The 16,034-nt window shown below is 69.5% G+C and carries 16 protein-coding genes; 11 read left to right on the forward strand and 5 right to left on the reverse strand.

What is annotated here, in order from left to right; genetic code table 11:
- Positions 1 to 16 precede the first annotated feature (16 nt).
- The 3 genes from NDR87_RS11105 to NDR87_RS11115 all read left to right on the forward strand — a co-directional run bounded on the left by NDR87_RS11105 (position 17) and on the right by NDR87_RS11115 (position 3,464).
- On the forward strand, positions 17 to 466 hold the full coding sequence (locus NDR87_RS11105) for a GNAT family N-acetyltransferase (RefSeq protein WP_251911236.1): 450 nt from the start codon (positions 17 to 19) through the stop codon (positions 464 to 466).
- Between the two features lie 91 nt (positions 467 to 557).
- Positions 558 to 1,394: an aminoglycoside 6-adenylyltransferase gene (locus tag NDR87_RS11110; RefSeq protein WP_251911237.1), complete on the forward strand. Its 837-nt coding sequence runs from the start codon at positions 558 to 560 to the stop codon at positions 1,392 to 1,394.
- A gap of 111 nt (positions 1,395 to 1,505) precedes the next feature.
- Positions 1,506 to 3,464, forward strand: coding sequence for a magnesium chelatase subunit D family protein (locus tag NDR87_RS11115; RefSeq protein WP_251911837.1), 1,959 nt, complete (start codon positions 1,506 to 1,508; stop codon positions 3,462 to 3,464).
- 9 nt (positions 3,465 to 3,473) lie between these two features.
- On the opposite strand, the gene NDR87_RS11120 is transcribed toward NDR87_RS11115, so the two are convergent.
- Positions 3,474 to 3,935, reverse strand: a complete 462-nt coding sequence (locus tag NDR87_RS11120; RefSeq protein WP_251911238.1) for a DUF2867 domain-containing protein — start codon at positions 3,933 to 3,935, stop codon at positions 3,474 to 3,476.
- Positions 3,936 to 4,277: 342 nt separating this feature from the next.
- Here NDR87_RS11120 and cobO point away from each other — a divergent pair, with 342 nt between their 5' ends.
- Genes cobO through NDR87_RS11135 form a run of 3 tightly spaced genes read left to right on the forward strand, consistent with a single transcriptional unit; the run spans position 4,278 to position 6,707 of the window.
- A complete protein-coding gene (gene cobO / locus NDR87_RS11125; protein ID WP_251911240.1) occupies positions 4,278 to 4,892 on the forward strand; it encodes a cob(I)yrinic acid a,c-diamide adenosyltransferase in 615 nt (204 codons plus the stop codon).
- A complete protein-coding gene (locus tag NDR87_RS11130) occupies positions 4,886 to 6,349 on the forward strand; it encodes a cobyrinate a,c-diamide synthase (RefSeq protein WP_251911241.1) in 1,464 nt (487 codons plus the stop codon). The genes cobO and NDR87_RS11130 overlap by 7 nt, the downstream gene beginning before the upstream one ends.
- A complete protein-coding gene (locus NDR87_RS11135) occupies positions 6,342 to 6,707 on the forward strand; it encodes a cobalamin biosynthesis protein (protein WP_251911244.1) in 366 nt (121 codons plus the stop codon). Before NDR87_RS11130 ends, NDR87_RS11135 begins: the two co-directional genes overlap by 8 nt.
- A gap of 8 nt (positions 6,708 to 6,715) precedes the next feature.
- Here NDR87_RS11135 and NDR87_RS11140 read toward each other — a convergent pair whose 3' ends face one another.
- Positions 6,716 to 7,747, reverse strand: coding sequence for a DUF2293 domain-containing protein (locus NDR87_RS11140; RefSeq protein WP_251911246.1), 1,032 nt, complete (start codon positions 7,745 to 7,747; stop codon positions 6,716 to 6,718).
- A 74-nt stretch (positions 7,748 to 7,821) separates the two neighbouring features.
- Here NDR87_RS11140 and NDR87_RS11145 point away from each other — a divergent pair, with 74 nt between their 5' ends.
- Complete coding sequence (locus NDR87_RS11145; RefSeq protein WP_251911249.1) at positions 7,822 to 9,171, forward strand: DoxX family protein; 1,350 nt, start codon at positions 7,822 to 7,824, stop codon at positions 9,169 to 9,171.
- A gap of 1 nt (position 9,172) precedes the next feature.
- On the opposite strand, the gene NDR87_RS11150 is transcribed toward NDR87_RS11145, so the two are convergent.
- Entirely contained in the window at positions 9,173 to 10,222 is a 1,050-nt protein-coding gene (locus NDR87_RS11150; RefSeq protein WP_251911838.1) for a hypothetical protein, read from the reverse strand.
- Between the two features lie 83 nt (positions 10,223 to 10,305).
- Positions 10,306 to 11,445: a phosphotransferase family protein gene (locus tag NDR87_RS11155; protein WP_251911251.1), complete on the reverse strand. Its 1,140-nt coding sequence runs from the start codon at positions 11,443 to 11,445 to the stop codon at positions 10,306 to 10,308.
- Between the two features lie 280 nt (positions 11,446 to 11,725).
- On the opposite strand from NDR87_RS11155, the gene NDR87_RS11160 reads away from it, so the two are divergent.
- Positions 11,726 to 13,093: a DoxX family protein gene (locus tag NDR87_RS11160; protein WP_251911253.1), complete on the forward strand. Its 1,368-nt coding sequence runs from the start codon at positions 11,726 to 11,728 to the stop codon at positions 13,091 to 13,093.
- Position 13,094: 1 nt separating this feature from the next.
- Here NDR87_RS11160 and NDR87_RS11165 read toward each other — a convergent pair whose 3' ends face one another.
- Complete coding sequence (locus NDR87_RS11165; RefSeq protein ID WP_251911254.1) at positions 13,095 to 14,060, reverse strand: hypothetical protein; 966 nt, start codon at positions 14,058 to 14,060, stop codon at positions 13,095 to 13,097.
- Between the two features lie 81 nt (positions 14,061 to 14,141).
- Here NDR87_RS11165 and NDR87_RS11170 point away from each other — a divergent pair, with 81 nt between their 5' ends.
- From NDR87_RS11170 to cobA, 3 genes are read left to right on the forward strand one after another with little or no spacing between them, the layout of a single operon-like run.
- The gene (locus NDR87_RS11170) at positions 14,142 to 14,549 is read left to right on the forward strand and encodes a PPOX class F420-dependent oxidoreductase (protein WP_251911256.1); all 408 of its coding nucleotides are present in this window, start codon (positions 14,142 to 14,144) and stop codon (positions 14,547 to 14,549) included.
- Positions 14,550 to 14,578: 29 nt separating this feature from the next.
- Positions 14,579 to 14,719, forward strand: a complete 141-nt coding sequence (locus NDR87_RS11175) for a hypothetical protein (RefSeq protein ID WP_251911258.1) — start codon at positions 14,579 to 14,581, stop codon at positions 14,717 to 14,719.
- A gap of 11 nt (positions 14,720 to 14,730) precedes the next feature.
- A complete protein-coding gene (gene cobA, locus NDR87_RS11180; protein WP_251911259.1) occupies positions 14,731 to 15,993 on the forward strand; it encodes a uroporphyrinogen-III C-methyltransferase in 1,263 nt (420 codons plus the stop codon).
- The last annotated feature ends 41 nt before the right edge of the window (positions 15,994 to 16,034 follow it).

Genomic DNA, 16,034 nt, shown 5'->3' on the forward strand with positions numbered 1-16,034 from the left:
GTGATAGCAAGACGCGATGATGTCAACGGTTGCACTCAAGAGGTCGTGGGCCGCGGATCTGGACACCGCGACCCTTTACAAGCTGTTGAAATTGCGCGTCGAGGTGTTCGTCGTCGAGCAGAAGTGCGCGTACTCGGAGTTGGACGGATTGGATCTGCTGCCGGAGACCCGGCACTTCTGGCTCGACGACGAGGGTGAGATCATCTCCACCCTGCGCCTGCTCGAGGAGCACAACGAGGGGGTGAAGTCCTTCCGCATCGGCCGCCTGTGCACCGCCCAGGAGGTCCGCGGCCACGGCTACACCACCCGCCTGCTCCAGGCCGCCCTCGCCGAAACCGGTTCGGCCACGGTGCGTTTGAACGCCCAGACCTATCTCGTCGACATGTACACCAAGCACGGCTTCAAGCCCGACGGCGCGGAGTACATCGAGGACGGCATCCCGCACATCCCGATGCGGCGCGGCTGAACCGATCCCGGTCCCGCAACCGAGAACGGTTGCGGGACCAGGTGTTTGCGGGGGTCGCAGCGGCTCGGGCCGGTCCGGCTAGGGTGAGCGCGTGACCGACACTGCTGAGGTATTCGTGGCGCGGGTGATCGAATGGGCCCGTTCGCAATCCGATATTCGGGCGGTGCTGCGCACCGGATCGCGGGCCCGTGGGGACGGGAGCGTCGACGCGCTGTCCGATCACGATATCGAGCTGTACACCACCACGCCCGAGCGGTATCTGGGCTTCGACGAGTGGCTGTCGGAACTGGGTGAGGTGGCGGTGAACATCGAACTCGACGGGCCCTACGACAATCCCGCGCATCTGGTGTTCTTCGCCGACGGCAGCAAGGCGGACTTTCAGGTGCTGCCGGTGGATCTGCTCGGACAGCTGACCGCCGACGGTCTGGACGAACTGCACGAGCGCGGCTATCAGGTGCTGTACGAGCGCGATGGTGTGACGGCGGGGCTGCCCGCGGCGACCGGTGGCGCGCCGGAGGCCGAGCTGCCCGACGAGACGGAGTTCCGGGAGCACTGCGCCGAATTCTGGTTCGAGATCGCCCATGTGCCGCGGTATCTCGCGCGCGGGGAGCTGTGGGTGGTGCGGGCGCGCGATTGGGAGACCAAGGAGCTGCTGCTGACGGCGATCGAATGGCATGCGCTCGCGCACTACGGTGCCGGGCACGACGTCTGGCACAACGGCACGAAGATGCGGGAGTGGGCCGCGCCGGGGGTATTCGCGCGGGTGGAGGCGATGTTCGCGATCGAGGACCCGCTGCGGCAGGCGCGGGCGGCGGCCGATCTGTTCGCCGAGCTGAGCCGTGCCATCGCCGAGGCGTGCGGATTTCGCTATCCGGAGGACCTGGAGCGGGCGATCCGCCCGGTGCTGGACGAGTTGCCGAGCCGGTGATCGGTGTGCGAGGACTTGTGCGAGTGCGGTGACTCACAGCGGGGCCGTCGCGGGCGGGATCGGGGGCGCGCCTAGAGTTGGGGCGTGTCCGATTCCTCAGCGTCTGTCGTCGTGCGCCCGGATTCGCCCGATTCCGCCCGCGAGAGCGAGGCCGGGTTTCCGTTCTCCGCGATCGTGGGGCAGGAGCGGTTGCAGCTGGCGTTGATCCTGTGCGCGGTGCATCCCGGAATCGGCGGCGTGCTGGTGCGCGGGGAGAAGGGCACCGCGAAGTCGACCGTGGTGCGGGCGCTGGCGCAGCTGTTGCCGCCGGTGAGCGACGAGCGGGGTGAGCGGCCCGCGCGGCTGGTGGAGCTGCCGGTCGGCGCGACCGAGGACCGGGTGGTCGGGTCGCTGGATCTGCAGCGCGTGCTGCGCGACGGTGAGCAGGCTTTTCGGCCCGGCCTGCTGGCGGCGGCGCATCACGGCGTGCTCTACGTCGACGAGGTGAACCTGCTGCACGATCATCTGGTGGATGTGCTGCTCGACGCCGCGGCCATGGGGCGGGTGCACATCGAGCGCGACGGGGTGTCGCATTCGCATCCGGCGCGCTTCGTTCTGGTCGGGACGATGAATCCGGAGGAGGGCGAGCTGCGTCCGCAGCTGCTGGACCGGTTCGGGTTGACCGTGGACGTGGCGGCGTCGCGGGATGTGGACGTGCGGATGGCCGTGGTGCGGCGGCGGCTGGACTACGAGGCCGATCCGGCGGGGTTCGCGGCGCGCTACCACGCGGCCGATCGCGAAGTGGCGCAGCGCATTCGGGTGGCGCGCGCCCTGCTCGGCGAGGTCGTGCTCGACAATGTGGAGCTGCGGCGGATCGCGGCGCTGTGCGCCTCCTTCGATGTCGACGGCATGCGCGCGGATCTGGTCGTGGCCCGCACGGCGACGGCGCACGCGGCCTGGCGCGGCGGCGATCGGGTCACCGCCGAGGATGTGCGCATCGCGGCGGAACTGGCGCTGCCGCACCGGCGTCGGCGTGACCCGTTCGACGAGCCCGGTATCAGCGAGGATCAGCTGGACGAGGCGATGCGGGAGGCGGCCGAGCAGGCGGCGCGAGCCGAAAAGCCCGAGGCGGAGGCGGATTCGCCCCGCGACGACGATTCCGGCGAGCCGGGACCCGACGACTTCGACGGCGGCCCCGACGATCCCGACGACGGTCCGGACGCGCCGCAGGGCGGGCCGGGTGGCGGCTCGCGGGAGGGGCGGGCCGGGGCGCCCACGAATTCCGTTGCGCGACCGCCGCGTTGGGAGATTCCGGGTGTCGGCGAGGGTGCGCCGGGTCGCCGGTCGCGGGCGCGTACCCGGCACGGGCGGGTGGTCCGGTCCACCGCCGACACCGCGGGCGGGCTGCATCTGCTCGGCACCGTGTTCGCGGCCGCGCCGCATCAGCAGGCGCGCGGGCGGACGACCGGGCCGCTGGCGCTCGAGGCGGGCGATCTGCGCGGTGCGTATCGCGAAGGGCGCGAGGGCAATCTGGTCGTGTTCGTCGTCGATGCCTCGGGGTCGATGGCCGCGCGGGATCGGTTGTCGGCGGTCACCGGGGCGATCGTCGCACTGCTGCGCGACGCCTATCAGCGCCGGGACAAGGTCGCGGTCGTCACCATGCGCGGCGTCGAGGCCGAGCTGGTGCTGCCGCCCACCTCCTCGATCGATATCGCCGTCCGCCGCCTGGCCGATCTGCGCACGGGCGGGAAAACGCCACTCGCGCAGGGACTTCTGCGGGCCCGCGACCTCGTGCGGCGCGAGCGGGTGCGCGACCCGCAGCGGCGGCCGATGCTCGTCCTGCTCACCGATGGTCGCGCCACCGGCGGTGTCGATCCGGTGCCGCGCGCCCGCACCGCCGCGCGGCTGCTCGCCGGGGACGGGGTGGCCGCGGTGGTGATCGACTGTGAGCGCGGGATGATCCGCCTCGGCCTGGCCGCCGACCTGGCGCGGGATCTGCGGGCGACCTACCTCCAATTGGCCGAGCTGACCGGCGATTCCGTCGCCGGGGCGGTGCGGGCGGGAGTGTCTCGGATTACCCGAGCGGCCTGACGTTCCGGCTCACTTCCCGTGGTCCGCGCGCCGGAGGAGATACGGGATCGTGAGGTGGTGGAAGGGCCGCACCACCGCCCAGATCGGGCGCGCGATGGGACGATCGAAGCGCACCAGTGTCGACCAGGTGACCGCCGATTCCGTCGTCACCACGATGTTCTGCGCGCGGAGAAGCGGCGAAACCGCCTCCAGCACGACGACATCGGGCTTCCGTTCGACGATCCGCCACCCGAGGACATGATCGTCCGCCGTCCCCAGCCGCAGTCGCAACACCAGCCGCCACCCCAGAGCGACCACCGCCCGAACCACCGCGGGCGCGCCCTCGAACACCGCCCGCGCCCACCATTCGGCGGGCCGCCGCCGCGCATTCGTCCCGAGCTCGAAGGCCGAGGAATACTCGGCGCTTTCCATCTCCGCGCTGATCGGCGCGCCGGCAGGCACGCCCACCCGCAAGGCTCGCTGTCCGGCCATGTCCACCACTCTCCCAGATCTACTACCTAAAGTAGTACAAGATCCGTCGCGGGCGGGCAAGCATTGCGACCCTGTCATTTCGCCACCCGCCCCGCACGCGCTCTCGCTGTCCGCTGACCCCGCACGCGTTCCCGCTGTCCGCTGCCCCGCGCTCGTTCCCTCTTTCCGCTGCCCACGCTCCCGCTGCCCACTGCCCGCTGCCCCCGCACCCGCTCCATCTCCGCTGCCCCCCCGCACCCGTTCCGTGTATCCGGCGCGCCAGCGCCGGATACAGGGCCTACCGCCACAGCAGAACCGGCGTATGGCAACGTGACCCGCAACGCAGGTGTGGAAGGAGAGGGCATGCCTCAGGGTGTTCCGGTGACGGTTCCCGATGACGGGCTGACGACGCGGCAGCGGCGCAATCAGCCGGTGCTGGCCGTGCATACCGGGCCGGGGAAGGGGAAGTCGACCGCGGCGTTCGGGATGGCGCTGCGGGCCTGGAATCAGGGGTTCGATGTCGCGGTGTTCCAATTCGTGAAGAGTGCGAAGTGGAAGGTGGGGGAGGAGGCGGCGTTTCGGACGCTGGGGCGGCTGCACGAGGAGTCCGGGGTGGGCGGGGCGGTCGAATGGCACAAGATGGGGGAGGGGTGGTCGTGGACCCGTAAGCAGGGCAGCGAGGAGGATCATGCCGCCGACGCGCTCGCGGGCTGGCGGGAGATCGCGCGCCGACTGGCCGCCGAACAGCATCGGTTCTACGTCCTGGACGAATTCACCTATCCCCTGAAGTGGGGCTGGATCGATGTGGACGAGGTGGTGCGGACGCTGCGCGAGCGCCCGGGCAATCAGCACGTCGTCGTCACCGGCCGCGACGCGCCCCAGGCGCTGATCGACGCCGCCGACCTGGTCACCGAGATGGCCAAGGTCAAACATCCGATGGACGCGGGCCGCAAGGGCCAGCGGGGCATCGAATGGTGAGGTCTGCGGCTGCCGTCGTCATCGCCGCGCCCGCCTCGGGCAGCGGAAAGACCACGCTCGCAACGGGTTTGATCGGGGCGCTGCGGGCCGCCGGACATCGGGTCGCACCGTTCAAGGTCGGTCCGGACTATATCGACCCCGGCTATCACGGCCTCGCCGCCGGTCGCCCGGGCCGCAACCTGGATCCGGTGCTGGTCGGCACCGATCGGGTGGTGCCGCTCTACCGCTACGGCGCGCAGGGTTGCGATATCGCCGTGGTCGAGGGCGTCATGGGGCTGTTCGACGGACGCATCGATGACAACCACGCGGCGCCGATCGCCGAGGGCTCGACCGCCCAGGTCGCCGCGCTGCTGGGCGCGCCGGTCGTACTAGTGGTGGACGCGCGTGGGCACAGCCAGAGCCTGGCCGCGCTGCTGCACGGCTTCGCGACCTTCGACAGCGGCATCCGGCTCGGCGGGGTGATTCTCAATCGAGTCGGCAGCGAACGGCACGAGGAGGTGCTGCGGGCGGCGTGCGCGCGGGTCGGGCTGCCGGTGCTGGGGGCGCTGCCGCGGATGGCCGAATTGGTCGTTCCCTCCAGGCATCTGGGTTTGATTCCGGCCGTGGAGCACGGTAGTTCCGCCCGCTACGCCGTCGACGCGATGACCGAACTGGTCGCGGCGCATGTCGATCTGGGCGCGGTGGTGCGCTTGGCCGGGGCGAATACCCCGGGGCCGGTGTGGGATCCGGCCGAGGCGGTCGCGGCCGGTGGCGATGGGGCGACGGGCGGCCCGTCCGCTGGGGCGCGGGCCGATGGCACTGTATCGCAAGGACGTTCGGTTCCCACGGGCGAGCCGGTGATCGCGGTGGCGGGCGGCCCTGCCTTCACCTTCGGCTATGCGGAGCATCGCGAATTGCTCGCGGCCGCCGGGGCACGGGTGGCGGTATTCGATCCACTGACCGAAGAGTTGCCCGGTGGCGCGGCGGGATTGGTGCTGCCCGGTGGCTTTCCCGAGGAGCACGCCGCGAATCTGGCCGCGAACACACCGCTGCTGGACGCGGTCGCCACGGCGGCCCGCGACGGAATGCCGATCCATGCCGAATGTGCGGGCCTGCTGTATCTGACCCGCTCGCTCGACGGCCACCGCATGGCCGGAGTTCTCGACGCCGCGGCCGAATTCGGCCCCCGCCTCACCCTCGGCTACCGTGACGCCGTCGCGCTGGCCGATACCGCGCTGTGGGCCGCGGGCGAACGCGTGCGCGGCCACGAATTCCACCGCACCCGCCTCACCGAGGCCGCCGCCGAACCACCCGCCTGGGCCTGGCGCACCCCTTCCGGCGAAACCGTCCGCGAGGGCGCGACCGTCCACCGGGTCCACGCCTCCTACCTGCACACCCACCCCGCCGGAAATCCGGCCATGATCCACCGTTTCGTCACCGCCGCAGCCCAATTCGCCACCGTCCGAATCGATGGCTGACCTGGCCGTCGGCATCGGCTTCCGCCCGGGCACCCCGGCACGCACATTGCTCGCCGCCATCCGGAAGACGATCGATCCGACCCGAATCCACTGCCTGGCAACGATAGACCGCCGCGCCGAGGATCTCGCCTTGATCGCCACCGCCACCGAACTGGGCGTACCGATCGTCGCCTGCACCCCGGCCGAACTATCCGCGACCTCGGTCCCGAACCCCGCCACGCGCACCGCGAATGCCGTCGGAACCGCCAGCGTCGCCGAAGCCGCCGCCCTGTGCGCCGCGGCGACAACCGAGCTGCTGCTGCCCAAGCGGGTGTGCGGGGGCGTAACCATCGCGGCCGCTCACGTGCACTCGCTTTGAGACGGTTGTCAGGCACGCCAGGAGTTCAGGACCTCGTCGAGGCGGGGGCGGATTTGGGCTCGAGCCTGCATGCGGGAGACGCCCCGCATGAGGAGGTGGTCGTAGTCGGTGTCGCGGTGGCGGATGGAGGCTATGACGGCGAGGGTGAGGGCCTCGGGGGAGAGGAGTTTGGCGGCGGCGGTGCGGCCGACTCGGCCACTGCCGCGGACGGCGGCGTGAGCGGCGATTTCGGTGGCACGGTCGGCGGGGCAGCGGGGGAACAGGCGGCGAATCTCCGCGGCCATGCGGGCGCAGAATTCGACATCCTGTTCGGCGCGGCGGACGCGGTCGCGCTCGCGGCGGCGGGCGCGGGCCTCCTCGTCGGCGAGGCATTGCTCCTCGGCGCGGGCCAGGGCGGCCTCCTCCACCAGGATGCCCAGGCGTTCGTAACGCTTGCGGCGGCGATTGAAGCGGACCACCACGGCCGCGAGCGTGCTCTCCTTCTTGGCGCGGCGGCTCAGCGCCGCGTTTCCGGCGGGCAGGAATTCCAGATGGTCCAGGTCCGAGCAGGCCGGACACAGCGGCCCGGCCGCGGAGGCGATCAGATACGGCCCGGTCTCGGCGCATTCGACGCACTGCCACGGCTCCGCCGCCTCGACCACCGTCAGATCCGGAGCCTTGTTCTGCCGCCGGATGACCTGCTCCCGCCGCGCCGGACTCAGCTCCGCCGACAGCCAGTGCACCCGGAAGACCTCATCGCCCCCGTCGTCGACGAACCGCAACGCCTCGCGATCGCGCCCACCCGACAGATACACCGCCGTGCTCGCGGTGAGCCCCCGCTCCCGCGCCCACTCGCCCAGCAGCTCCGCCGCATCGCGCATCCGCCGCCCGTCCACGGCCGCGACCTGCTCCAACGACTCCGCCTGCCCCTGCCGCCACCGCTCGACCTGCCGCGACCGCACCCACCCCAACCCGGTGAACACATCGACCGCCGACACGTATTTCCGCTGGGCCAGAGCCGCTTCCGCGGCCTCGCCCACCCGCCGCCGCAGCTTGGACACGAGTGAGAACCCTAGCGCAGCGGGGCCGATACTCTGGAGGGCGGCTGGGAACCAGAATCGACCGGGGGGTGCAGATGTCGACCGATACCGTGCTCGAACCGATCCGCGACGATCCGGATGCCGTCCCGCAATCCCCACCGCGCTGGTCCCTGGCGACCCGCTTCGGATTCCGTTTCTGCTTCGCCTATTTCGCGCTGTTCTATATCACCACCGGCCAGCTGATCGTCGCCCCGCTCGGGTGGGCGGCCCAGTTTCTGCCCGAGGCGGTGCTCACCGCCCCCGGCAAACCGGTGCAGCCGCTGGTGAGCTGGGCCGGAACGCATGTATTCGGAGTCGACCTCGAACTCGACCAGCCACCGGCCACCGGCAGCGGCGACACCGCGGCGAATTGGGTGACGATCGCCTGCCTGCTCTTCCTGGCGGTCGTCGCGGCCGTCGTGTGGTCACTGCTGGACAGCCGCCGCGCCTATCCGTTGCTTCTGACGATCTTCCGGCTGGTCCTGCGTTTCGGCCTGGCGGCCACCATGTTCGGCTACGGCTTCGCCAAGATCTTCCCCGCGCAGATGCCCATGCTGCTGCACCGCTACGTCCAGCCGTTCGGCGATATGAGTCCCATGGGCGTGCTGTGGACCCAGATCGGCGCATCCCAGCCGTACCAGATCGCGCTGGGCGCGGCCGAGGCGCTCGCGGGGGTGCTGCTGATACTGCCCTGGACGGTCACCGCGGGCGCACTGCTCGCGCTGCTCAGCATGGCGCAGGTGTTCCTGCTGAATATGACCTACGACGTGCCGGTGAAGCTGTTCTCCCTGCATCTGCTGGTGCAGGCCGCGCTGCTGCTCGCCCCCGAATCGCGCCGGCTGGCAGGCTTTCTGACCGGCCGCGCGATTGCGGCGACGAGCGTGCCCCCGCCCGGTCGGAGCCGGATCGCCCTGGCGGCGCAACTCGTCCTCGGCCTGTGGATCATGGCCGGCGCGGCGCACGCGGGCTGGACCGGATGGCAGCAGCTGAGCCACCGGTCGCCGCTGCACGGCATTTGGGACGTCGGCGAGTTCACCCTGAACGGTCAACCCCGCCCGCCCCTGACCACCGACGGCGAACGAATTCGGCGCATCGTCTTCGATCGCGTATTCGACGGACCCGCGGGCCCGACCACGGGTACCGCCGTGCAGAGCATGTCCGACGGGCTGCGCAACTACGCGGGCCGGGTCGATATCGACGCGCGCAGTATCGAACTGGTCAATCCACAGGGCGGAGCGCCCTATCTGGCGGTCGTGTTCGACCGCCCGGCGCCCGACCGGATGGTGCTCGACGGAACCCTGCGGGGGCAGCCGGTCCGCATGGTCCTCCAACGCATCGACGAGACCAAGCTGCCGCTGCCCAGCCGCGGATTCCATTGGGTGCAGGAGTTTCCCTACAACCGCTGACCTACGGCGCCACCGCGGCCCAGTCGGCGAAGCCGGTGGGATCGTGGCGGCCCATGCTGGCGTGCTCGAACAGGCCCCAGCCTTCCTGGTCGCCGCAGCGGGCTTGGCCGACATGGTCGATCACGCCCCAGGGGATGCGCGCCGCGATCTCGGGGTCACCGAGGTCGTAGCGGACGCTCGAGGACCAGTCGCGGCCCATCCAGCGGCCGTGCTGCCAGTCCGGGTCGCCGCCGTAGCCCGCGCCGATATGCAGCGGAATGAAGGTGTGCGGGCGGATCTCGACCTCCAGCGGCTTGCCGTCGGGGGTAGTGAGATCCAGCCGGGCCGATACCGGATGCCTGGTGCCGGAACGGTATCGAATGTGCACCCGGGGCCAGCCCAGCTGCTCGACCCGGCCGTCGCGCCAGATGCGGGTGGCGTCGTTGAGGGTGCGGAAGCCGTCCGGGTTCTCCTGCACGATCACGATGATCGTGAACTCCTCGAAGCGCAGCGGTACGTACAGCCACCAGAATCCGCCGGAGCCCTCGGCGGCCGCGCGGCCGGGTGGATCGGCCTCGCCGACCGGCCGAATGCCCCAGGACCGGTCGCGGGTGCCCAGCCACACGGCCGGATCGACGGCGATCTCGGCGCCGTCGACGTGCAGTGTGCCGGTCCATGAGCCGACCTGTGCGAAGCGCTGCGCGTCGATGATCGGGCGGTTGCCGGACAGTATGGTGTGCGGCTCCTCGTTGACCGCCGGGAACGAGCCGTCCCAGGTCAGGTCGAAGCCGAGATCGTCGTGTTCGCAGACGATCCGGATGCGCCGCAGCGGTTCGAGGATCTCCACCCGGTAGCCGCCGACCCGCAGATTCAGGTCGCGCTGTTCCAGTGCGTCGGAGAACCGCACCGAGCGCACGATGTCCCCGCGGCGCACGATGGCGTAGGCGTCGGTCACCCCGAGATTGGGATATACGCCCATACCGGTGATGAGCATGGTGCCGCCGTCACGATCGTGGGCATTGAAATAGCTGCGGTCGTAGAAGTTTCGGTCGCTGGTGCCGACCCGGGCCATCGACAGCGGGGTCTGATGGATCGGATACTCGTCCAGTGGTACCGGTGTGTGACTGATGGTCACAGCATGAACCTCCTTGTCGTTCAATCCCATTCGTAGGTTCCGGCGAGCAGCGCCTCGAGGCTCGCGCGGTGCATGACGTAGTTGTCGCGGTCGGCGGTGTCGGAGTCCTCGCCGAAGTGGATCATGCGGCGTTTGACCCGGGCCATCACGATGCCGTGGCGCAGCGCGGCGTAGACGATGTACCAGTCCAGCTCGCGCAGCGTATGTCCGGTCAGACTCTCGTAGTGCGACACCACCTCCGCGCGGCGCAGATAATCGGGCAGGCCCGGCTGGTGGAACTGGGTCGCGATGTCCTGGAAGAAGCGGTGGATGAAGATCAGCCACGCCACGTCCAGCTCGCGTGGCCCCAAAGCCGCCATCTCCCAATCCAATACGGCGACCGGATCGAAACCGTTGTAGATGATGTTGCCCGGCCGGGAGTCACCCCAGCTGAGCACGTCCGGTCCCGGATCGGCGGGGAAGTTCTGCTCGAGCCAATCGAAGGTGCGCTCCAGCAACGGGATTCGGTAGCCGTCGGCGCCCAGCGCCCAGTCGTACCAGCCCCGGTACCACTCGAGGTGGCGCCGCAGCGAGGACCCCTCGACAGCCCCCAGCATGGGGAACTTCGCCGCCGCATCGGGAATGGCGTGGATCCGGGCGATCACATCGACGGTGTTGCGGGTCAGCCGCAGTCGCTCCTCGGGGGTGGCGTCGAACAGCCAGCCGACGAACACGTACGGCGGATTGTCCTCCGGAATTCGCCCATCCACCCGACCCATCACGAAAAACGGTGCGCCGAGCACGGATTCGTCGGTTTCCAGCCAGTGCAGCGGCGGGACCGGAACGTCGGAATGCGCCGCGACCCCGGCCATCACCTGGTACTGCGTGATCAGGTCGTAGTTCTCGAAGATGGGCATGGCACCGGCCTCCGGCGGCATGCGCACCACGTACGAACCGGTCGCGGTGCGGCCGTTCCGCTGCCACGACGCGTCGAACAGCACCGAGCCGCTGGACATTCCGGCCGACTGCGGGCGGGTGATGCCGGTGATCTTCGGTGTGCCGTCGGCCCCGACCCTCCCGGCCAGCCAGCGCGACAATCGCTCGGCGAGGTCGTCGAGATCGCGGGCGCTGATCGTCAGCTCGTACCGATCCCCGGGGTCACGGTCGGGATCGACCGTCATGATCTGCCCTCCTGAACAATGGAAAATGGTGCATGGAAGGTAACGTGTTGCAATCAGTGTGCGGAGCGGAATCTGCGAGCCAATACGTTCAGTACCGGTGACTGGGACGGGACTTGCCGGGCGGGGTGTGGCCAGTACGAGTGAAAATGCTGGGGGCGGTACGTAAGTCCTACGGCGTAGCGGGAATTCAGGGTGATATTCAGGAATTTCCCGGAGTCGGGTGTAAGCCGGGTTTCCGTAGTTTTCATTCGTCGACTTTCACTGTGAAGAGGGGACGAATGTGAGCGCTGTCGCCGCGGTGTCGGAATCTGTACCAGCGGATGTCAAGACACCGGAACGGGTGGGCTGGAATCCGTTGACCCGAGTCGCCTTCCGATTCTGCCTACTGTATTTCGGCCTGTTCTGCCTGGTCTATCCGCAGCCGGTGAACGTATTCCTCGGCCCGGCATTGAAGTGGGTGCCCGAGGCCATTCAGTTCCAGACGGACATGCTGGAATCGCCGCTGCGCTGGGTGGGGAAGGCCGTCTTCGGGGTCGAGGCCGAGTTGCATGCCACCGGAAGCGGTGATCAGACGATCTTCTGGGTGCAGCTGTTCTGTCTGCTCGTGATCGCCCTGACCGGAACGCTGCTCTGGTCGGTGGTGAGCCGCCGCCGCGAGCATCGGCGCCTGGCGGGTTGGTTTCTGCTGTTCATCCGGCTGTGTGTGGCCGGGCAGATGTTCTTCTACGGTTTCGCCAAGCTGATTCCCGTGCAGATGTGGATGCCGGGATTGGCCACACTGCTCGAGCCGTACGGAAATCTCACGCCGATGGCCGTGCTGTGGAATCAGGTCGGCGGTTCACCCAGCTATCAGATACTGCTCGGTGCGGCCGAGGTCGGGGCCGGTGTGCTGCTGTTCATTCCGAGAACCGCGCTGGCCGGGGCGATGCTGAGCACGATCGCCATGGCGCAGGTCTTCGTGCTGGATATGAATTTCGATGTGCCGGTGAAGATCCTGTCCGGCCATCTGATGCTGATGGGCTTCATTCTCATGGCCCCCGAGGCGCGTCGGCTCATGGACCTGCTGGTGCTGAACCGCACGGCATCACCGTCGACCGCTCCGTACCCGTTCCGCACCAGCCGATCTCGCTGGCTCGCGGCCGCGGTTCAGGTCCTGCTCGGCGTCTGGGTGGGTGCGGGATGTTTGAACGAGAGCCTGGCCCTCTACCGAGAGGAAGGCTCCGCCCGCCCCAAGCCACCGCTCTACGGTATCTGGACGGTGCAGGAGTTCACCCGCGACGGCCAGCTCGTGCCGCCGCTGCTGTCCGATGAAACCCGCTGGCAGCGAGTGGTTTTCGACGCACCGGAAATTATGGAGTTTCAGCGCATGGACGGCACGTTCGCACCCGTCCAGGTCCGGGTCGACACCCAGGCCCGCCGCCTGGATCTGCGGCAGGCGCCCGGCCCCGCGCCGTTCCGCCCCACCCCGGCGCAGATGCCGGATATCCGCGGATCGTTCACCTACGACCAGCCGTCCGCGGATCGGCTGCGGTTGGACGGCGACCTCGACGGCCACCCCGTCGTCATCACCTTCACCCGCCTCGACCCCGACACCCTGCCGCAGCGCAGTCACCCGTTCTCCTGGGTGATGGACCATCCCAACTTCTGACTCAGCGTGCCTCGGACCCGATCTGGTTGGCCCAGTTCGGGTTCGGGGCGTAGAACTCGCCCGATCCGGGGGTGAAGGCCGCCCGCGCCACGGCGCGGTCCTGCAACCGGCCCGCCAACCAGGCCGTCGGATAGCCCAGATAGCCGTAGACCCCGGTGGTGCAGGGCTTGGAGGCCGCGGCGCAATCGGGCTGGCCCTGAATGTCGTTGTGATTCGGGCCGATCAGCGTTCCCCACGCCTTGGTCACCGATGCCGGGACCGCCTCGTAGTAGTCGCGATTGGACTGCAGGCCCGAGGACAGTCCGGACAGCCGCTGCGAGGGCGAGATCAGCGCATCGCTGGAGCCGTTGACGAAGAGCACCGAGCCCGAACGCAATCGGCCGGTATCGGCGCACCGGCGACCGTTCGAGCAGAAGGTCTGCGCGGGAATCTCCACGGCGACGGCCGTTTCGATGAGTCCGCCGGACGCGATCATGGCGTTGACCACACCGGTCGCACCCTGGGAATGTCCCATCGCGCCGACGGCCGCGGTATTCAGTCTGCCGTGGAACACGCTCGCCGGATCATCGGCCTGGGAGATGAGATACCGTGCCGCCGCGACGATATCGGCCCCGTCGCCGGTGTTCTGATTCTCCGTCGCCACCACCACGAACCCCCACGACGCGAGATGCCGCAGCAGATGGTCGTATTGGCGCGGAACAGCCGAGGTGCCATTGCCCCAGGTGATGATCGGATGCCGCACCCCGTGCGCGCCGAGATCGGCCGGATACCAGACGTCGTAGGCGGCGCCGGTGGAATCGCAACAGCCGAAAGCCTCCTGCGTGCGCACCGCCCACGGGCCGGGCTGCAGATACTCCGCCTCGATCGCGCCCGCCGGATGGTACGGCCCGTCGGCGGAGGCGGCCGGTGCGCACCCGAGTGCCAGGGTCGTCAGCGCCACCAGGATCCACACCGCGGCTCGTCGCATAGTCGCAGCATAGAAGCAGACCTTCCGGTACGGACACCGGTCGCGGGAATTCGAGATCCGCCGGTCGGGTTCGCCTCCCATGTGACGGTCACTCTTTCGGACGAACTGAAGAAGTATCTCGACGACGGCAAACCCTTCGCCACCGTGGCCACCATCGGCCGCGACGGACAGCCGCACCTCACGGTCGTCTGGCTCGAGCGCGATGGCGAGGAGCTGGTCTTCTCCACCACCGTGACCCGGCAGATGTACAGGAATCTGCTGCGCGATCCGCGCATCACGGTGCTGGTGAATCCGCCGGACAACCCGTACGCGTATGCCTCGATTCGCGGGCTCGCGACGATCACACCGGATCCGGAGCGCGAGCTGCCGGATCGGCTGTCCTTCAAATACAACGGCAAGCCCTACGCCGAGTTCAATCCGGCCTCGGTCGACGACGCCGATCGGGTGATCGTCCGCGTCACCCCGGCCAAGGTGCTCGGCCGACTGTAGTTCCACCCAGCGGGCGCATCGTGCGGTCGGTGTTGTGGCACAACCTCGACACACCCAGCATGGGCGCGGCCATCGCGCTGGAGAACCGCGATCAGGACCTGGCCAACCGGGACCCGAAGGTGCGGGCGTACCTGGAGTCCTATGCGAATCGCCGCCGGGGCGGGTCGTAGGCTCGAACCTTGTGCCGTACCACCCAGAAGACTCCCATGCCGGTGACCCGAACTACTTGGTCGGGCTCGATCTCGCGGGCCGCCGCGTGGTCGTGGTGGGCGGCGGCACGGTCGCCCAGCGCCGCCTCGGCCTGCTGATCGCCTCCGGCGCCCAGGTGCACGTGGTCAGCCGCGAGGTCACTCCGGCGGTCGAGGGGATGGCCACGGCCGGGCAGATCACCCTGGATCTGCGCGACTACGCCGACGGCGATCTGGACGGGGCCTGGTACGCGATGGCGTGCACCGACGAGCCCGAGACCAATGCGGCCGTCGTCGCGGAGGCCACCCGTCGGCGCATCTTCTGCGTGCGCGCGGACAACGCCCGTCTCGGGACGGCCGTCACGCCCGCGACCGCGCGCTACGAGGGGTTGACCCTGGGCGTGCTCGCGAGCGGTCGACATCGCCGCTCGGCCGCGGTGCGCACGGCGCTGCTGGAGGCATTGCAGTCCGGGGTCGTGGCCGAGGATGCCGAGCCGATGGCCGCCGGGGTGGCGCTGATCGGCGGCGGGCCCGGCGATCCGGATCTGATCACCGTGCGCGGGCGACGGCTGCTGGCGCGGGCGAATCTCGTTGTCGCCGACCGGCTCGCGCCGCCGGAACTGCTCGCGGAGCTCTCGCCCGAGGTCGAGGTGATCGATGCGGCCAAGATCCCCTACGGGCGGGCCATGGCCCAGGACGCGATCAATACCGCGCTGATCGAGGGCGCCAAGGCCGGGAAGTTCGTGGTGCGGCTCAAGGGCGGGGATCCGTACGTCTTCGGGCGCGGCTACGAGGAGCTCGAGGCGTGCGTGGCGGCCGGGGTGCCGGTGACGGTGGTACCCGGGGTGACCAGTGCGATCTCGGTGCCGGCCCTGGCCGGGATCCCGGTGACGCATCGCGGGGTCACCCACGAATTCGTGGTGGTCAGCGGGCATGTCGCGCCGGATCATCCGGATTCGCTGGTCGACTGGCCCGCCCTGGCCCGGTTGCGCGGGACCATCGTGCTGCTGATGGCCGTGGAGCGGATCGAACAGTTCGCCGCGGCGCTGCTGGCGGGCGGGCGACCGGCCCAGACCCCGGTGACGGTGATCCAGGAGGGCAGTCTGCGCACCCAGCGGGTGCTCCGCGCGGATCTGGCGACGGTCGCCGAACGCGTTCGCGCCGGAGGCATCCGCCCGCCCGCCATCGTCGTCATCGGCCCGACCGCCGGATTCACCGCCGCCACCGCCGAAGACGGGGCGCCAGGCCGGGCATGAGCGCCGCCCCGCGCGCGGCGGGGCGGGGTGCGGGTATCCGA

Source organism: Nocardia sp. CDC159 (assembly GCF_023740735.1).
In the GTDB taxonomy this organism is placed as follows: domain Bacteria; phylum Actinomycetota; class Actinomycetes; order Mycobacteriales; family Mycobacteriaceae; genus Nocardia; species Nocardia pulmonis.

Coding starts and splice junctions, on each gene's coding strand:
- NDR87_RS11120 (WP_251911238.1), bottom strand. CDS start 3,935: ATGGCCGGACAGCGAGCCTTGCGGGTGGGCGTGCCTGCCGGCGCGCCG.
- NDR87_RS11105 (WP_251911236.1), top strand. CDS start 17: ATGATGTCAACGGTTGCACTCAAGAGGTCGTGGGCCGCGGATCTGGAC.
- NDR87_RS11135 (WP_251911244.1), top strand. CDS start 6,342: ATGGCTGACCTGGCCGTCGGCATCGGCTTCCGCCCGGGCACCCCGGCA.
- NDR87_RS11155 (WP_251911251.1), bottom strand. CDS start 11,445: ATGACGGTCGATCCCGACCGTGACCCCGGGGATCGGTACGAGCTGACG.
- NDR87_RS11130 (WP_251911241.1), top strand. CDS start 4,886: ATGGTGAGGTCTGCGGCTGCCGTCGTCATCGCCGCGCCCGCCTCGGGC.
- cobO (WP_251911240.1), top strand. CDS start 4,278: ATGCCTCAGGGTGTTCCGGTGACGGTTCCCGATGACGGGCTGACGACG.
- NDR87_RS11165 (WP_251911254.1), bottom strand. CDS start 14,060: ATGCGACGAGCCGCGGTGTGGATCCTGGTGGCGCTGACGACCCTGGCA.
- NDR87_RS11150 (WP_251911838.1), bottom strand. CDS start 10,222: ATGGCCCGGGTCGGCACCAGCGACCGAAACTTCTACGACCGCAGCTAT.
- NDR87_RS11145 (WP_251911249.1), top strand. CDS start 7,822: ATGTCGACCGATACCGTGCTCGAACCGATCCGCGACGATCCGGATGCC.